15 protein-coding genes and 1 pseudogene are annotated in these 16,777 nt (G+C 55.7%); 8 read left to right on the forward strand and 8 right to left on the reverse strand.

Annotated elements, in window-relative coordinates:
• Positions 1-96: 96 nt before the first annotated feature.
• A complete protein-coding gene (gene ybbP / locus AAE045_RS21165) occupies positions 97-2,511 on the reverse strand; it encodes a putative ABC transporter permease subunit YbbP (RefSeq protein WP_455549374.1) in 2,415 nt (804 codons plus the stop codon).
• On the reverse strand, positions 2,508-3,194 hold the full coding sequence (gene ybbA, locus AAE045_RS21170) for a putative ABC transporter ATP-binding protein YbbA (RefSeq protein ID WP_271131561.1): 687 nt from the start codon (positions 3,192-3,194) through the stop codon (positions 2,508-2,510). Before ybbA ends, ybbP begins: the two co-directional genes overlap by 4 nt.
• On the opposite strand from ybbA, the gene tesA reads away from it, so the two are divergent.
• The 3 genes from tesA to AAE045_RS21185 are packed head-to-tail and all read left to right on the forward strand — an operon-like array spanning position 3,162 to position 5,502.
• Entirely contained in the window at positions 3,162-3,791 is a 630-nt protein-coding gene (gene tesA, locus AAE045_RS21175) for a multifunctional acyl-CoA thioesterase I/protease I/lysophospholipase L1 (protein ID WP_202301998.1), read from the forward strand. The two genes, ybbA and tesA, sit on opposite strands and share 33 nt — an antisense overlap.
• Before the next feature lie 28 nt (positions 3,792-3,819).
• A complete protein-coding gene (locus AAE045_RS21180) occupies positions 3,820-4,590 on the forward strand; it encodes an SDR family oxidoreductase (RefSeq protein ID WP_455549375.1) in 771 nt (256 codons plus the stop codon).
• Positions 4,591-4,647: 57 nt separating this feature from the next.
• Positions 4,648-5,502: a co-chaperone YbbN gene (locus AAE045_RS21185; RefSeq protein WP_455549376.1), complete on the forward strand. Its 855-nt coding sequence runs from the start codon at positions 4,648-4,650 to the stop codon at positions 5,500-5,502.
• 392 nt (positions 5,503-5,894) lie between these two features.
• Here the strand turns inward: AAE045_RS21185 and AAE045_RS21190 are convergent.
• From AAE045_RS21190 to cfa, 5 genes and pseudogenes are all read right to left on the reverse strand, one after another.
• Positions 5,895-6,353, reverse strand: a pseudogene (locus tag AAE045_RS21190) (cysteine peptidase family C39 domain-containing protein); the annotation flags it as partial.
• Entirely contained in the window at positions 6,353-7,606 is a 1,254-nt protein-coding gene (locus AAE045_RS21195) for an HlyD family secretion protein (RefSeq protein ID WP_455549377.1), read from the reverse strand. The pseudogene AAE045_RS21190 and the gene AAE045_RS21195, both read right to left, overlap by 1 nt.
• Before the next feature lie 4 nt (positions 7,607-7,610).
• Positions 7,611-8,246 (reverse strand): CPBP family intramembrane glutamic endopeptidase, encoded by a 636-nt coding sequence (locus AAE045_RS21200; protein ID WP_455549378.1) that lies wholly within the window; start codon positions 8,244-8,246, stop codon positions 7,611-7,613.
• 366 nt (positions 8,247-8,612) lie between these two features.
• Entirely contained in the window at positions 8,613-8,771 is a 159-nt protein-coding gene (locus AAE045_RS21205) for a hypothetical protein (RefSeq protein WP_455549379.1), read from the reverse strand.
• A 534-nt stretch (positions 8,772-9,305) separates the two neighbouring features.
• A complete protein-coding gene (cfa, locus tag AAE045_RS21210) occupies positions 9,306-10,457 on the reverse strand; it encodes a cyclopropane fatty acyl phospholipid synthase (RefSeq protein ID WP_455549380.1) in 1,152 nt (383 codons plus the stop codon).
• 223 nt (positions 10,458-10,680) lie between these two features.
• Here cfa and AAE045_RS21215 point away from each other — a divergent pair, with 223 nt between their 5' ends.
• Both AAE045_RS21215 and AAE045_RS21220 read left to right on the forward strand, forming a co-directional pair.
• Positions 10,681-11,595: an SPFH domain-containing protein gene (locus AAE045_RS21215; protein ID WP_455549381.1), complete on the forward strand. Its 915-nt coding sequence runs from the start codon at positions 10,681-10,683 to the stop codon at positions 11,593-11,595.
• Positions 11,592-12,038, forward strand: coding sequence for an NfeD family protein (locus AAE045_RS21220; protein WP_455549382.1), 447 nt, complete (start codon positions 11,592-11,594; stop codon positions 12,036-12,038). Before AAE045_RS21215 ends, AAE045_RS21220 begins: the two co-directional genes overlap by 4 nt.
• On the opposite strand, the gene cueR is transcribed toward AAE045_RS21220, so the two are convergent.
• Entirely contained in the window at positions 12,035-12,445 is a 411-nt protein-coding gene (cueR, locus tag AAE045_RS21225; RefSeq protein WP_202302010.1) for a Cu(I)-responsive transcriptional regulator, read from the reverse strand. The two genes, AAE045_RS21220 and cueR, sit on opposite strands and share 4 nt — an antisense overlap.
• Before the next feature lie 71 nt (positions 12,446-12,516).
• Between cueR and copA the strand changes: the two genes are divergently transcribed.
• The 3 genes from copA (at position 12,517) to ybaK (ending at position 16,611) form a co-directional block, all read left to right on the forward strand.
• The gene (copA, locus tag AAE045_RS21230; RefSeq protein WP_455549392.1) at positions 12,517-15,021 is read left to right on the forward strand and encodes a copper-exporting P-type ATPase CopA; all 2,505 of its coding nucleotides are present in this window, start codon (positions 12,517-12,519) and stop codon (positions 15,019-15,021) included.
• Between the two features lie 100 nt (positions 15,022-15,121).
• Complete coding sequence (locus AAE045_RS21235; RefSeq protein ID WP_455549383.1) at positions 15,122-15,922, forward strand: TraB/GumN family protein; 801 nt, start codon at positions 15,122-15,124, stop codon at positions 15,920-15,922.
• Between the two features lie 209 nt (positions 15,923-16,131).
• Positions 16,132-16,611, forward strand: coding sequence for a Cys-tRNA(Pro)/Cys-tRNA(Cys) deacylase YbaK (ybaK, locus tag AAE045_RS21240; RefSeq protein ID WP_455549384.1), 480 nt, complete (start codon positions 16,132-16,134; stop codon positions 16,609-16,611).
• Positions 16,612-16,777: the final 166 nt, after the last annotated feature.

Here is a 16,777-nt window from a genome sequence, read left to right on the forward strand (position 1 = left end):
AATATGCGCCAGCTCAATGAAAGGCGAAATATAACAAAATGCATAGCGGTTATTTGAGCGATAAAAAAGAGGGGATATCCCCCTCTTCTGGATAAATCAGGCTACAAACTGCCTGAACAAGGCTTTACCCCTGAGCAGGCGAATGCCCAGCCAGCCGCCGCACAGGGAGAGCAGCACCGCGCCGGTAACGGGCAGGATCGCCCATAGCCGCCAGTCCGGCTCCCACGGGAAGTCGAACACCTTCGTTTGCAGCATGCCCAGCGCCGTTTCGGCACCAATGGCTGCCACCAGCCCGGAAACAAACCCCAGCACGGCAAACTCGCACCACAGCGTAGTTCGCAGCAGGCGCTTGCCGGCGCCCAGCGTGCGGTAGACCACCAGCTCCTGATGACGCTGGCGCATCCCCACCTGCACCTGGGCCAGCAGCAGCAGGACGCCGCAGGCGGTAACCAGCACAACCATCACCTCCAGCGCGCGGCTCACCTGCTCCAGCACCTGCCCGACCTGGCGCAGAATAGCCCCGATATCCAGCAGGCTGACCGTCGGGAATTCGCGGTTGAGCTGCGTTAACAGCGTGTTCTTCCCCTCCCAGCGGAAGCTGGTGAGCCAGCTTTGCGGCTGGTTGTCCAGCGCGCCCGGCGGGAAGATAAAGTAGAAGTTAGGCCGCAGGCTTTCCCAGTCCACCTTGCGCAGGCTGGAGACTCTGGCCGAGAAGTCCTGGGTGTCGCCCATAAAGGTGACCGTATCCCCCAGTTTGATATTCAGCCGTTTCGCCACGCCCTCGTCCATTGAAACCTCGCCCGCTTTCGGCGGCCACTGCCCCGCCAGAATCGGATTGTGCTCCGGCTTCTGGCTTTGCCACGTCAGGTTAAGCTCGCGGTTCAGCGCTTCGTCCGGGTTGCCTTCGGTAGATTTGCCGTTAATCGCCGACATGCGCACCCGCACAATCGGGTAGAAGGTTTCCGGGATCACCTGATGCTCGGCGAGGAAGGTTTTCACCGGCTGCACCTGATCGGTGGCGATGTTCAGCAGGAAGTAGTTCGGGCTTTCCGGCGGCATCTGCTGCTGCCAGCGGTCGAGCAGGTCGCCGCGCAGGACCAGCAGCAGGGCCAGCAGCATGAACGACAGCGAGAACGCGGCAAGCTGGCTTAACGTCGCCCACGGCTGGCGCAGCAGACGGTTCACCGCCAGGCGCAGCGCGAGGTTTTTCACCGTCAGCTTTTTGAGGATTTTCAGCACGCCCCAGCCGACGATGCCGCACAGCGCCGCCAGCACGACCGTTCCCGCCAGCACCGCCCATAGCAGGGTGCTTCCGCCCATCAGCAGCGCTAACAGCAGCACCACGACGACAGTAACGATCGGCAGATACACCTTTAGCGGCCAGACGCTGGCAACCGCGTCACGACGCAGCACGCGCAGGGGCTGGGTGGCCAGCAGCAGGCGATAAGGCCGCAGGCCGACCAGCAGTGAAATCACCACCATCGACCCCACAGCCCAGACCCACGGCCACAGGCTGGCTGGCGGAAGCGCCGCTGGCAGAACAGGCTTTAACAGCCTGATCAGCACCGCCTCAAACACCAGGCCCGCCGCGCCGCCGGTCACTGCCGAAAGCAGAAGCACCATCAGCCACTGGCCGATGATTAACTTGCGCAGCGCCGCGCGCCCTGCCCCCAGCGTTTTGAGGATGGCAACCAGATCGTAGCGGCTGCGGCAGTAGTGGCTCATGGCCACCGCCACGGCGGCCACGGCTAACAGCAGGGTCAGCAGAGCGGATAGCAGCAGGAACTGTTGAGAACGCTCAAGGGATTTACCCAGCGCCCCCTCATCCTGCTCCAGCCCGTACCAGCGCTGCTCCGGCGTCAGCTTCGGCAGCAGGAAGTTTTCAAAGGATTCAATTTGCTGCGGCGTGCCGCCAAATTTATAGCGCCAGGTGATGCGGCTGCCGGGCTGCACCGCGCCGGTTTTTGCTACGTCCGCCAGGTTCATCATTAAGCGCGGGGCCATCTGGAACGGATTAAAACCAGAATCCGGCTCCTGCACCACTTCCCCCGCGATGCGCAGCGTGGCATCCCCCACGTCAATATTGTCGCCCACCTTCAGGTTCAGCAGGGCCATCAGGCGCGGGGCCAGCAGCACGCTGCCCGGTTCGGGTTTCAGGCCGGGCGGTTTAGTTTCCAGCTCGCCGTACATCGGGTAAACGCCGTCCACCGCTTTCACGCTTGCCAGCTGCGGCGTATCCCCCGCGAAGGTCATGGTGGCGAAAGTGAGTTGCTTACCCACTTTCAAGCCGTCCTGCTTCGCCTGGTTCAGCCATTCTTCAGGCACCTCACGCGCGCTGCGTAGCGCCCGGTCCCCCGCCATAAAGTCGCGGCTTTGCTGGTTAAGCCCCTGCTCCATGCGGTCGCTGATGTTGCCCAGCGCCAGCACGCAGGCTACCGCAAGGCTCAGCGCCAGCCAGACGATAAGCAGCGAGGGCGAGCGCCACTCGCGCCAGAACCAGCGGGCTATCATGCTTCCTCCCACAGCTGACCTTCACGCAGGCGCAGGCGGCGGTCGCAGCGGGCCGCCAGCTGTTCATCGTGGGTGACAAGAATAAGCGTGGTGGCAAAATCGCGGTTCAGGGAGAAAAGAAGATCGGCGATGCGGTCGCCGGTCTGGCGGTCCAGGTTGCCGGTTGGCTCATCGGCAAACAGCACGCCGGGCCTGCCGTTAAACGCGCGGGCCAGCGCCACACGCTGCTGTTCGCCGCCGGAAAGCTGCGCCGGAAGGTGATCCAGACGCTTGCCCAGGCCGAGCTGTTCGAGCAGGGCTTTGGCCTGGCTGCGGCTTGCGGAGTCGTTTTCCCCGCGCAGCAAAGCAGGCAGCTCAACGTTCTCCAGCGCGTTCAGCGTCGGAACCAGCATAAAAGACTGGAACACGAAGCCGACGTTTTTGGCCCGCAGCGCCGCCCTCGCCTCTTCGTCCATGTTATGCAGCGGCTGGCCGCAGAGATGCACTTCGCCCTCGCTGCCGTCGTCAAGACCTGCCAGAATCGCAAGCAAAGTAGACTTGCCCGAGCCGGATTCGCCAATCAGCGCGATGGTCTGCGCCGGTTTGACAACCAGCTCAACTCCGGTAAGGATGGAAAGCTGGTGATCCCCCTGACCTACGGACTTACTAAGATGATGAACTTCAACAATGTTTTCCGCTGGCATTTGCCCTTCCTGTTTCTGGCTTTGATGACCTTCCGCGCCGCTTATGCGGACACGTTGTTGATTCTGGGTGACAGCCTGAGCGCCGGGTACCGCATGTCGGCAACCGCCGCCTGGCCTGCGCTGCTGGATTCAAAATGGCACCAGCAGGATACAAAAGTGGTCAACGCCAGCATCAGCGGTGACACCGCGCCGCAGGGGCTGGCACGCCTGCCTGCGCTGCTGAAACAGCACCAGCCGCGCTGGGTCTTAATTGAACTTGGTGGTAACGACGGCCTGCGCGGTTTTCAGCCTCAGGCCATCGAGAAAAGCCTGCGGCAGATTATCACCGACGTGAAGGCCGCTGACGCTCAGCCGCTGCTGATGCAAATTCGCCTGCCCGCCAACTACGGCCGCCGGTATAATGAAGCCTTCGGCGCGATTTATCCGCAGCTTGCCAAAGAGTTTGATATTCCTCTGCTGCCGTTTTTTATGGAGGAGGTCTATCTGAAACCGCAGTGGATGCAGGATGACGGCATTCACCCTAACCGTGATGCCCAGCCGTTTATCGCCGACTGGATGGCGACCCGTCTGGCTCCTTTAGTTAACCACGACTCATGAATGTACGGGGCACCTCTCGGGTAAAGTTATGCAAAAATCTATTTTAATTACAGGTTGTTCCAGCGGGATTGGCCTCGCCTGCGCTAAAGCGTTGCAGGCGGAGGGTTTCCGCATCCTGGCCGCCTGCCGTAAGCCGGAAGACGTGGAGCGGATGAACCAGGCCGGATTTACCGGCGTGCAGCTCGACCTGGACGACCCGGAAAGCGTGACGCGCGCGGCGGCAGAGGTTATCGCGCTGACGGGCAATCGCCTGTACGGCCTGTTTAACAACGGCGGCTACGGCGTTTACGGGCCGCTGCCGACGCTCTCCCGCGAGCAGCTTGAAGCGCAGTTCTCCACCAACTTTTTTGGCGCACACCAGCTCACCATGCTGCTGCTGCCCGCCATGCTGCCGCACCGTGAAGGGCGCATCGTAATGACCAGCTCGGTGATGGGGCTGATTGCCACGCCGGGGCGCGGTGCCTACGCCGCCAGTAAATACGCGCTGGAGGCCTGGTCCGACACGCTGCGCATGGAGCTGCACCACAGCGGCATTAAAGTCAGTTTGATCGAACCCGGCCCGATTCGCACACAATTTACCGAGAACGTTAACCAGACGCTGGCCGATAAACCCGTGGAAAACCCGGGTATCGCCGCGCGTTTTACCCTTGGCCCGGAAGCGGTAGTGGAGAAAGTGCGCCATGCTTTTGAGAGCAATAAACCGAAATTACGCTACCCGGTGACGCTGGTCGCCCACGCGATGTCGTGGCTACGCCGCCTGCTGCCGGGCCGCGTGCTGGATAAAATTTTACGTGGTTGAGTTGAAGCGCCGCTCCTCGCCCCCATGTAAAAACAAATCGTTATAAGGAATTGATTCATGTCAGCCGAATACATTATCGACATTACCGAAGCGAACCTGCACCAGACCCTGGAGCAATCCGTCGCCACGCCAGTGCTGTTCTACTTCTGGTCCGCCCGCAGCCAGCATTGTGAAGAGCTGACGCCGGTGCTGGACAGGCTGGCCGCCCAGTATCAGGGCCAGTTCGTTCTTGCCAAAGTAGACTGCGACGCCGAGCAGATGGTGGCTTCCCAGTTCGGGCTGCGCAGCATTCCAACGGTCTATCTGTTCCAGAACGGTCAGCCGGTGGACGGCTTCCAGGGGCCGCAGCCGGAAGAGGCTATTCGCGCCCTGCTGGAAAAAGTGCTGCCGCGTGAAGAAGAGTTAAAGGCCCAGGAGGCCATGCTGCTGGTGCAGGAAGGCAAGCACGCCGAAGCGCTGCCGCTGCTGAAGGATGCGTGGCAAATCTCTAATCAGAACAGTGAGATTGGCCTGCTGCTGGCGGAAGTGCAGATTGCCCTGAACCGCAGCGAAGACGCCGAAGCCGTGCTGAAAACCATTCCGCTGCAGGATCAGGATACCCGTTACCAGGGGCTGATCGCGCAGATCGACCTGCTTAAGCAGGCGGCGGATACCCCGGAGATCCAGCAGCTTCAGCAGCAGGTGGATCAAGATCCTGAAAACGCCCAGCTCGCAAGCCAGCTGGCGCTACAGCTGCATCAGGTCGGTCGTAACGAGGAAGCTCTGGAGCTGCTGTACACCCACCTGAAGAAAGACCTGGGTGCCGCCGACGGTAACGTGCGCAAAATGCTGATGGAAATTCTGGCTGCGCTCGGCACCGGCGACGCGCTGGCCTCTAAGTACCGCCGCCAGATGTACTCCCTGCTCTACTGATAACGCAAAAAAGGCCGACGTTAATGTCTTCGGCCTTTTTAATTTTTATCGATACGCCCGTATTCCGCCGTCCACCCCGTGCGGGCTTAACAACACCTGCCACAGCTGAATATTGCGCGCCCGGCTGACCTGGAGCAAGTCAGAATAATGGTAAAAGAAACCTTAGCAATCTATAACTATTAGCGCCCACATCTGGCCCTGAAATACAAAACGTCTGATGATGTTCTTAAGGCGTTTTACTCGCAGAAAACTGTCAACCTATGCCAGGACTAGTCACGAGGATGGCAGGGCACTGTACGGTCTCATCATTCCCGACCCAATATTTTTTAGATAACAGAGAAGAATGGCAAAACCAAACCGACTTGCAGATTCACTGTTCCTTGTTAGATAGCGAGGCGAATTTTTTTCCTTTCATCACGCGGGGAAAAATTACCGGCTGGCGTCATTTCTACGGCGACGCCGGTAAAATGTTTACCAGCTTCCTCCAGGGAAACCTTGATTCTTCCCTTATCAGGATCGTGTATTACCAGCCCATTGCCTCTGACCTGGTGAAGCACAACAAAATGGTTCATGTTCCAGTGGAGAATACAAGGAAGTGTCAGGTGCTTCATATCGTCTGGCTCAAGTCTAAGCGCACGAGAAGAGAGATGAATACCAGATGCGCATTCTATCAATCGCTGGAGAGTCATTCCCTGCGTGCTGATACTGAAGCGTTCACGCAGTGCAGGTAAGTCGGTCTTCAGACCATGCCAGCAGGCCATCATTGCAAGGCAAGCTAAGCCACACTCTGCAGATTCCGTCTGTCTTATCATCGGCAAGTGCTTTTTTCCTGACCATTTAAGTGCTTCCATTACAGTTTTCCTTTCAGGCTCCAGAGCGGCTCTGTCAGCCATTCCCACAGATGTCGGGTATCGAGACTTACATCCCCTTCGAGTGTCATGCCGGGGCGCAAAGGTTCTTTGCGGCCATACGCCAGGATAAAGGTGTTTTCTGGCACTACGATCACGCGGTAGTGGCCTTCATTTTCTTTCCAGGTAACGGGTGACACAGAAAGTAGCTCGGATGAGCTCAGCGTCGTGCGACTGATTTCGCGGATAGTGCCGTACTGAACACCGAATTTCTGATAAGGAAAGGCGGCAAATCGAAGAGCAACACGCTGGCCTGGCTGTATAAATCCCGCGTTCTGACTGGTTGCAAAAAGTTCAACCTGCAAATGGGCGTTATCAGGTACCAGAGTCATAACTGGTTCTGCCGCCCTGACAGACTGTCCATGCCGGACAAGAATGGCGGCTACGGTACCTGATACCGGTGAGGTCAGTGTGAAATTTCGCTGTCCCGCTAACTCAACCTGCTGCTGCCTGATCCCCTGAAGCTGCCTTGCGATCTCTGCCTGTCGGCTTTGGCCCTGCGTGATGAGGTGTTTCAGTTCGTCTTCTGCTGTATCCAGACTGGAGTGTATTTGCATAAGCAGCTGGCGCTGATTCTCAACGTTCTCCTGTGCTGCGGATACTTCAATTTGTTTTTGCTGATACTCAATATCAGATACGTAATGGGTGGCCAGAAGCTTCCGGTAGCGGCTCATGACGGAAACGGAGAGCTTTACCTGCTGTTCTGCCTGAGCCAGACGGTCTTCTGCACTTTTTATCTGCGGTTGCAGGGTGGAAATACGCTGACTGGTGGCCTGCTGCTGCTGGTTATTATCACGCTGTTCAAGAATCTGCTGTGATGTCAGCATTGAATACTGTGTATTGAGTGACAGACTCATGGCGGCCATTGTACCAGTGCCTTGCCCGTCATAACGTTCAGCACTGATATGGTAAAGTGGAGTACCCGCTGTGACATATTGCCCTTCTGAAACCGTTAATTTTGTAACGTACCCGGGGTATTCGGGGATTATTTTAACCAGCCCCGTGGAGGGCATAACGAGGCCGGAGAGATGGGCTTTTCGAGTGTACTGCCCAAAACAGATGAAGGCAGAAATAAGAGTAAGTAATGCTATCGTAGCAACTGCGCTGACTAACAGACCAAAGGATGCAGGGATAATAATGTCACCATATTCAGTGTCATTTTGATGATCTAAAAATTCCTTTCTGAATAAAGTCATTTTGCTAATAGAAACCCTGAACGCTTATCGAAAAAACGAATAAATTCATTAACATATGCAATACATAAGGCAGAAGTAAACTTTTTGTCATTATTCTAACCGCACATAAAATGACAGAAATAAAAAAAAGAACAAAATGATCTGTCAGTGAACTATACTGCGTGTGAATTAAACTAAAGGTTACAGATGTTGCCATTATAGGGAAGATAAGTCCTGAGGTTAATGGCTTCAAAAAATCCAGCAGACACCCTCTGTAAAATACCTCTTCATAAAACGGAGCGACTAGCACCAGCATTAGGATGGTTGAAATATTATTTTTGGTAATTGTCATTAAACCTGCATTATGAGTACCAAGGGAATAATATGCAAATTGAATGAGCAGTAAGATAAAAAGAGCTACAGAAGCCGCTTTTATTTTTTCAATTGAAATCAACTCTTCTTTGAAAAAGAAGAGAAAAAACACGATAATCCCGACAATAAATTCAATGGTAAAAATTGATTGTATTGTCTTCTTCATCCCAATCACTGGAATGGAAGTCCCTGGTGCAAATAAAATAGACACATGCAATATGAACACAAACAAAAAAAAGAAGTGTTTTTGTTTTATTTTATCAAAAAAAATGACGTTGAAGCGCCGCATTATATCCCTTGCCATCATCATTTGAACGTTACGGTTACTGGAACCAAGCAGTCACAGAGCAATATGCATGAATTAACATAATGTAACCAGGCGGAACAAATCAGCTATATAGATGGTTTGTGCTTAGGTAATAAAATAGTAAACAACACCAGCGCGGAATTATAAATTCCTAGAAAGCAAAAAAATGCAACCAAGGCATCTGGTATGTGCCTGCCTTCAGATAGTATTATCAGTGATGAAAAATCAACTATAAAGCGCGTGATCACTATTGAAACTATAAAAGCGATAAGGTGTCTATTTCTTAATACGTTCATTTAAAAAACTCCTTTAGCTTCTCACGCACTTTAGTGAAACTTAATACTTAAATTACCAGCGGCACTCACCTACCATCCCACCCGGATTAGTATCATGCCAACCTCCCCCCTTATTATTTGACGCAGAGCCGGACGTAGATGGCAATGCAGCAGTGATGCCGCCGCTGACCATCGCAATTTCATCAAGACTAAGTTCTTTAATGTTATTCATAAAATCCTTCTATATTGAATTGTGCAATAAGTGCTATTTAAGTATTACCCTTACATTTCTTTAAGTTAAAGTGAGTATTTGTAACTAATTGTATACTTGCAAAGGTCGGTGGGAGTGTTTGCATAAAAAGCCAATATTTCAGGCCTTGTGATGTATTTTAGCCGTACTTTACTGATGCGGTAGAGTCATCCTTGTTGCATCATCAGGAGCGTTGTTACGCGTGTGTTTAATTTTATTTAATCAATTGATAATGAGCGTAATCAGTCGGCATACTCAAAAGTCCCTGCTGCCAACATCGTAATATACAAAAAGAGTAAACCCAGATTTCATTACCACGTTGAACCTATATTCAATTATATAACAAGTATTAGTTGAGAATTAACCATGCAGCTATTTCAGCTAAAGACTGCGTTTGTAAAAACATGGTCCAGGGCACGTCCATTAACTCATTACGCTCTGAAACACAAAACGTCTGATGATATTCATCAGACGTTTTACAGGCAGAAAAAATTCAACCTATGCCATAACTATTTATTATCGATACGCCCGTATTCCGCCGTCCACCCCGTGCGGGCTTAACAACACCTGCCACAGCTGAATATTGCGTGCCCGGAACGCTCCGGCGCAGACGTTCAGATAATAGGTAAACATCCGTTTAAAGCGCTCGTCATAATTCTGCCCAATCTGCGGCCAGCTCTGCTGGAAGTTTTCATACCAGGCCATCAGCGTTTTATCGTAGTCCGCGCCGATGTTGTGCCAGTCTTCCATAATAAAATGCGGCTCGCTGCTTTCGGCAATATGCTGCACCGACGGCAGGCAGCCGTTCGGGAAGATATATTTATTGATCCACGGATCGACGTTTAAATCCGTTTCGTTCGAGCCGATGGTATGCAGCAGGAATAAACCGTCCGGCTTAATGTTTCGCGCCGCCACGTCAAAATAAGTCGCGTAGTTTTTTGGCCCCACGTGTTCAAACATGCCCACCGAAACAATGCGGTCGAACTGGCTTTTTAAATCACGGTAGTCCTGCAGAAGAATATCCACGTCCAGCCCTTTGCAGCGGTCCAGCGCCATTTTTTGCTGTTCGGCAGAAATAGTCACCCCGACCACCGACACGCCGTATTCCTGAGCCGCATACTGCGCCAGCCCGCCCCATCCGCAGCCGATATCCAGCAGCTTCATTCCCGGCTTCAGCTGGAGCTTTTCGCAGATCATTTTAAGCTTGTTGCGCTGGGCGGTAACCAGATCGGTCGCTTCCTTCCAGTAGGCGCAGGAGTACTGCATATAAGGGTCGAGCATCGCCGCAAACAGGTCGTTGCCGATGTCATAATGCTCTTTGCCGACAATCCACGCGCGCTTGCGGGACTGCAGGTTAAACAGGCGGGCGCTGGCAACGCGGAGGATATCCGCAAAAGATTTCGGCACTTTTTTATCGAGGCCGCAGCGCAGGATCCGGCACATTAAAATATCCAGCCGCTGGCAGTCCCACCAGCCGTCCATATAGCTTTCGCCCAGCCCCAGGGAGCCTTCCTGTAAAACACGTTTATAAAACTGCGGGTTATTAACCTGGATATCAATGGCGTTACCGCCGTTAATTTTGATGCCTGCGTGGTCGAGCAATTCTTCAATGATGGTATTCCAGCGGGATTTGTTTTCCTGTTGCCCATCGACTGTGGCGCTTCTCATTCCAACCTCAGAAAGATTAATGGGCAGAACGCCCGAATGAGAACAGCTTAATCCTGCTTTGCTCATTGATAAAATGAACTTAAATCATAATTACTATGCCTGATTGGCATAATCCCCCGCAGCTGGCCTGCCGCCTGAAACTATTCCGTCCGGCGGGGCGGAAGTCACTGAATGTTTATCCGTCTGCGGGTAAACTAGAGTGAAAACAACCAGGAGGTTTTTAATGTTAATCGTCATTCCAGTACTTATTCTCGTCGCGCTGATTATCGTGGGTGCCGGGGTAAAAATCGTGCCTCAGGGCTACCAGTGGACGGTTGAGCGCTTTGGCCGCTATACGAAAACGCTGATGCCGGGCCTGAGCCTGGTGGTGCCGTTTATGGACCGCGTGGGCCGCAAAATCAATATGATGGAGCAGGTGTTAGATATCCCATCCCAGGAAGTCATCTCTAAAGATAACGCCAACGTGGCTATCGACGCCGTCTGCTTTATTCAGGTTGTTGACGCGCCGCGCGCGGCCTACGAGGTGAGCAACCTCGAGCTGGCGATTATTAACCTGACCATGACCAACATCCGTACCGTGCTGGGTTCGATGGAGTTAGATGAGATGCTCTCCCAGCGCGACAACATCAATACCCGCCTGCTGCACATCGTCGATGAAGCGACCAACCCGTGGGGGATTAAGATCACCCGCGTTGAGATCCGCGACGTGCGTCCGCCGACTGAGCTTATCGATGCGATGAACGCGCAGATGAAGGCCGAGCGAACCAAGCGCGCCTATATTCTGGAGGCGGAAGGGATCCGCCAGGCGCAGATCGTCAAGGCGGAGGGTGAGAAGCAGTCGAAGATCCTGAAGGCCGAAGGCGAGCGCCAGTCCGCCTTCTTGCAGGCAGAGGCCCGTGAGCGTAGCGCCGAAGCGGAGGCCCGCGCCACGCAGATGGTGTCAGAGGCCATTGCTAAAGGGGATATCCAGGCGGTGAACTACTTCGTCGCGCAGAAATATACCGACGCGCTTCAGCAGATTGGCTCGGCGAACAACAGCAAAGTGGTGCTGATGCCGCTGGATTCCACCAGCCTGATGGGCTCCATTGCCGGGATCAGCGAACTTATCGCGCAAAGCGGTAACGAGCGTAAAAAATGATCGCCCTGCTGTTTGCCCACGCGCATATCTTCTGGCTGACGCTCGGCGGCCTGCTGCTGGCAGCCGAAATGCTGGGTGCCAGCGGTTATCTGCTGTGGAGCGGCGTGGCGGCGGTGGTGACAGGCCTGCTGGTATGGGTCGTGCCGCTAGGCTGGGAGTGGCAGGGCGTGTGCTTTGCCGTGCTGACGCTGGTCGCCGCCTTCCTCTGGTGGCGCTGGCTCGCTACGCGCAGGCAGCAGGAGCCGGGTGAAGTGCTGAACCAGCGCGGGCACCAGCTGGTTGGCCGTCATCTGCGCCTGGAAACGGCGCTGGTCAACGGTCGGGGGCATATCCGCGTCGCCGACAGCTCCTGGCCCGTGATGGCAGACAGCGATTTGCCCGCGGGCAGCGAGGTAGTGGTGGTCGCCGTCGAGGGTATTACCCTAAAGGTAGAGCCGCGTTAATCCGCCTTCTGGCGATGGCAGCAGCCGGACAGGTTGTCGATAATCGGGCAGTCGGCGCCGTCATCGCCGGGACAGGCCTCCGCCAGCGTCAGCAGCTGCTGGCGCATCGCCTGTAGTTCACCGATATGATTTTCAATCTCCGCCACCTTTTGCAGCGTTCTGGCCTTCACGTCGGAACTGTGCCGCGCAGGATCGTTAAACAGATTCACCAGCTCGCGGCACTCCTCAAGATTAAATCCCACCTGGCGGGACTGGCGTAACAGCGTCAGTTCATCAATATGCTTCTGCGTGTAGGTCCGGTAGCCATTTTCGGCACGGAACGGCGGCGTCACCAGCCCTTTCTCCTCATAAAAACGAATCGCCTTGCTGGTCAGCCCGGTCTTTTTCGCCACGTCGCTGATATTCATTATTCCCCCTTGACCTTCCCCTGACTGGAAGGTTTAAGCTTACCATACTCGCAAAAATAAGGAGTCTGATGATGTCTCAAGTTATCGATCTAACCCTGGATGGCCTGACCTGCGGCCACTGTGTCAAACGCGTGAAGGAGAGCCTCGAGCAGCGTCCCGACGTGGAGCAGGCGGAGGTTACGCAAACCCACGCCCGCGTAACCGGCAGCGCAACGCCGGAAGCTCTGGTTGAAACCGTGAAGCAGGCGGGATACGAAGCTGAGGTTGCAAGCCACCCAAAGGCTGAGCCGCTGACAGATGAGTCATCAACCCCGTCGGAAGCACTGACAGCGGTCTCCCCTACGCTTCCGGCAGAAGCCGATGATGACAGCCAGCAGCTGTTGATCAACGGCATGAGCTGCGCCAGCTGCGTCTCCCGCGTTCAGACTGCTTTGCAGAAGGTTCCGGGGGTCAGCCAGGCACGGGTAAACCTTGCCGAGCGCAGCGCCCTGATTATGGGCACTGCCTCTGCCGAATCCTTAATTCAGGCCGTGGAGAGCGCCGGTTACGGTGCCGAAGCGATTGAAGACGACGCCGAGCGCCGCGAACGGCAGCAGGAAACGGCCAATGCCGCCACGAAGCGCTTCCGCTGGCAGGCTATTCTTGCGCTGGCGGTGGGCATCCCCGTGATGATCTGGGGAATGCTCGGCGACAACATGATGCTCACCGAGGATAACCGCTCCATCTGGATGACCATTGGCGTCATTACCCTGGTGGTAATGGTTGTCGCCGGGGGGCATTTCTACCGCAGCGCCTGGCGCAGCCTGATGAACCGTGCTGCCACCATGGACACGCTCGTGGCGCTGGGCACCGGGGCCGCATGGCTTTACTCAATAACCGTCAATATCTGGCCGCAGCACTTCCCGATGGAGGCGCGCCATCTCTATTACGAGGCCAGCGCGATGATCATCGGCCTGATAAACCTCGGCCATATGCTTGAACAGCGCGCCCGCCAGCGCTCTTCGAAGGCGCTGGAACGTCTGCTGGATTTAACGCCGCCAACCGCCCGGGTGGTGACGGAAGAAGGCGAGAAATCTCTGCCTCTTGCTGAGGTTACGGCGGGAATGACGCTGCGCCTGACCACCGGCGACCGTGTGCCAGTGGACGGCGAAATCAGCCAGGGCGAAGCCTGGTTTGACGAAGCGATGCTGACCGGCGAGCCGGTTCCGCAGCAGAAAGCGGACGGTGACAGCATTCATGCCGGGACGGTCGTGCAGGACGGCAGCGTGCTGTTCCGCGCCACGGCAACCGGCAGCCATACCACGCTGTCCCGTATTATCCGCATGGTGCGCCAGGCGCAAAGCAGCAAGCCGGAAATTGGCCAGCTGGCGGATAAAATCTCCGCCGTATTTGTGCCCGTAGTGGTGCTGATTGCCCTGCTCAGCGCCGCCGTCTGGTACTTCGTCGGCCCCGCGCCGCAGATTGTTTATACGCTGGTTATCGCCACTACCGTGCTGATTATCGCCTGTCCCTGTGCGCTGGGGCTGGCAACGCCAATGTCGATCATTTCCGGCGTAGGCCGCGCCGCCGAATTTGGCGTGCTGGTGCGTGATGCCGATGCGCTTCAGCGGGCCAGCACCCTGGACACCATCGTCTTTGATAAGACGGGTACGCTGACCGAGGGCAAGCCACAGGTTGTGGCGGTGCTGACCGGTGACGAAATGCCCGAAAGCGAAGCCGTTCGCCTGGCCGCCGCGCTGGAACAAGGTTCTAGCCACCCGCTGGCCCGTGCGATCCTGGACAAGGCAGAATCGGCAGCGTTACCCCAGGTTAACGGCTTCCGCACCCTGCGCGGGCTGGGCGTCAGCGGCGAAGCGGAAGGCCATAGCCTGCTGCTGGGCAACAAGGCGCTGCTTGACGAACAGAAGATCGATACCGCAGCCTGGGCGGAAGAAATAGAAGCGCAGGCCAGCAAAGGCGCTACGCCGGTTCTGCTGGCCGTCGATGGAAAATTTGCCGCCCTGTTTGCCATTCGCGATCCGCTGCGCGCTGACAGCGTGAGCGCCCTTCAGCGCCTGCACCGCAACGGCTACCGCCTGGTGATGCTGACCGGCGATAACCAGACCACGGCCAACGCCATCGCCAAAGAAGCGGGCATCGACGAAGTCATTGCCGGAGTCCTGCCGGATGGTAAAGCCGAAGCGATTAAAAAGCTCCAGCAGGAGGGTCGTCAGGTGGCGATGGTTGGCGACGGTATTAACGACGCGCCAGCCCTGGCCCAGGCCGAAGTTGGCATTGCCATGGGCGGCGGCAGCGATGTGGCTATCGAAACCGCAGCCATTACGCTGATGCGCCACAGCCTGGTCGGGGTGGCCGACGCGCTGGCGATTTCCAAAGCAACCCTGCGCAACATGAAGCAGAACCTGATGGGGGCCTTCGTCTATAACACGCTGGGTATCCCCATTGCCGCAGGGGTGCTTTACCCGCTAACCGGCACGCTGCTGAATCCGGTGGTGGCCGGCGCGGCAATGGCGCTCTCGTCCATTACCGTGGTGAGCAACGCGAATCGGTTATTGCGGTTTAAGCCGAAGGATTAATTGCCGGATGACGCTTCGCTTATCCGGCCTACGGGCCGGGTAAATTTGCACCTTTCCCCCCGCAGCGGTAGCATGACTTTTTAGCCAGGGAATCTGCTCTATGGGTCTGCTATCGCGAATTAGCGCATTCTTTTCAAGCCTTTCTGCCACCCGCTATCCCTGGCCCGCACTTGATATCGTTCTGCCGGGCAATCGTCATCTTCACCTTGTGGGCAGTATTCATATGGGCACAAGCGATATGGCACCGCTGTCGGAACGCCTGATCGCAAAGCTCCGTGACGCTGACGCGCTGATTGTCGAAGCCGACATAACCGAGGGCGGCTCGCCTTTCTCCCACGATATCGAAGAAATCCCCCTTGAAGAGCGCCTGTCGCCCGCTGACTGGCAGCAGGTTGTCAGCCTGGCAAACGAGATGGGGGTTTCTATCAGCGCGATAGACACCCAGCCCGCCTGGCAGGTTGCGCTGGTGCTTCAGGCCCATCAGGCCCAGCGCCTGGGGCTGCGCCCGGACTTTGGCATCGATTTTCAGCTGCTCGAAGCCGCAAAAGCAATGTCGGTGCCGGTGGTAGAGCTGGAAGGCGCACAAAGCCAGATGGATATCCTCATGCAGCTGCCGGACGGCGGCATGCCGCTGCTGAGCGACACGCTGACCCACTGGCACACCAACGCGCGCCTGCTGCAGATGATGATCGGCTGGTGGCTGGAATCCCCTCCCCAGCAGGAAAACATTCACCTGCCGAATACATTTGGCGACGAACTATACGATGTTCTGATGCATCGGCGTAACCGCCAGTGGCTGGATTTTCTGCACCAGCTGCCCGCCGGTCGCTACGTGGTGGCGGTGGGTGCGCTGCATCTTTACGGGGAAGGAAACTTACCTGAGCTGTTGAAAAATAAGTAAAAAAATGGCCAATATTGCTATTGGCCCGTCAAAGAGGAATAAGTTTATTATTGTTGTTATTTCAGCCGATTTAACGACCGAAGACTGAATTGTCGCTCAATGTGGCGATGAACGCTATCACTATTAAGCAGCAACAGACTATCAATAAAAGATATCACCTGTATTACAACTCTGTGCGTTTTTGAGACAACTTTTGCAGGAAACATGACATGACTCCCGCCGTTAAGCTCCTTGAGAAGAATAAAATCCCTTTCCGTCTCCACAGCTACGATCACGATCCCAGTGAAACGAATTTTGGCGACGAGGTGGTCCGCAAGCTTGGCCTGAATGCCGCGCAGGTCTATAAAACGCTGCTGGTGGCCGTTAACGGTGATATGAAACAGCTGGCGGTGGCGGTGACGCCCGTTTCCGGGCAGCTGGATTTAAAAAAGGTTGCCAAAGCGCTGGGCGCGAAGAAGGTTGATATGGCCGACCCGATGGTTGCCCAGCGCGTGACCGGTTACCTGGTCGGCGGGATCAGTCCTTTAGGACAAAAAAAGCGCCTGCCTACGGTGATCGACGCACCCGCGAAGGAGTTTGCGACGATCTATATTTCCGGCGGCAGGCGCGGGCTGGATATCGAACTCGCCGCCAGCGATCTGGCCACGACGCTGGGCGCGACCTTTGCGGATATCGCCCGTCGGGATTAAAACCCTGGCGGTGGATGACGCTGACGCTTATCCACCCTACAACATCCGTTTCGTAGGTCGGATAAGCGAAGCGTCATCCGACAAATTACGGTGGATGGCGCTGGCTGTACGACCGGTCACATAGGTTACAGATCAGACCGGCCACACAGGTAACACATTCAGCCTA

Origin of the sequence: Dryocola clanedunensis, from assembly GCF_038405435.1 — a bacterium.
GTDB classification, from domain to species: Bacteria; Pseudomonadota; Gammaproteobacteria; order Enterobacterales; family Enterobacteriaceae; genus Dryocola; species Dryocola clanedunensis_A.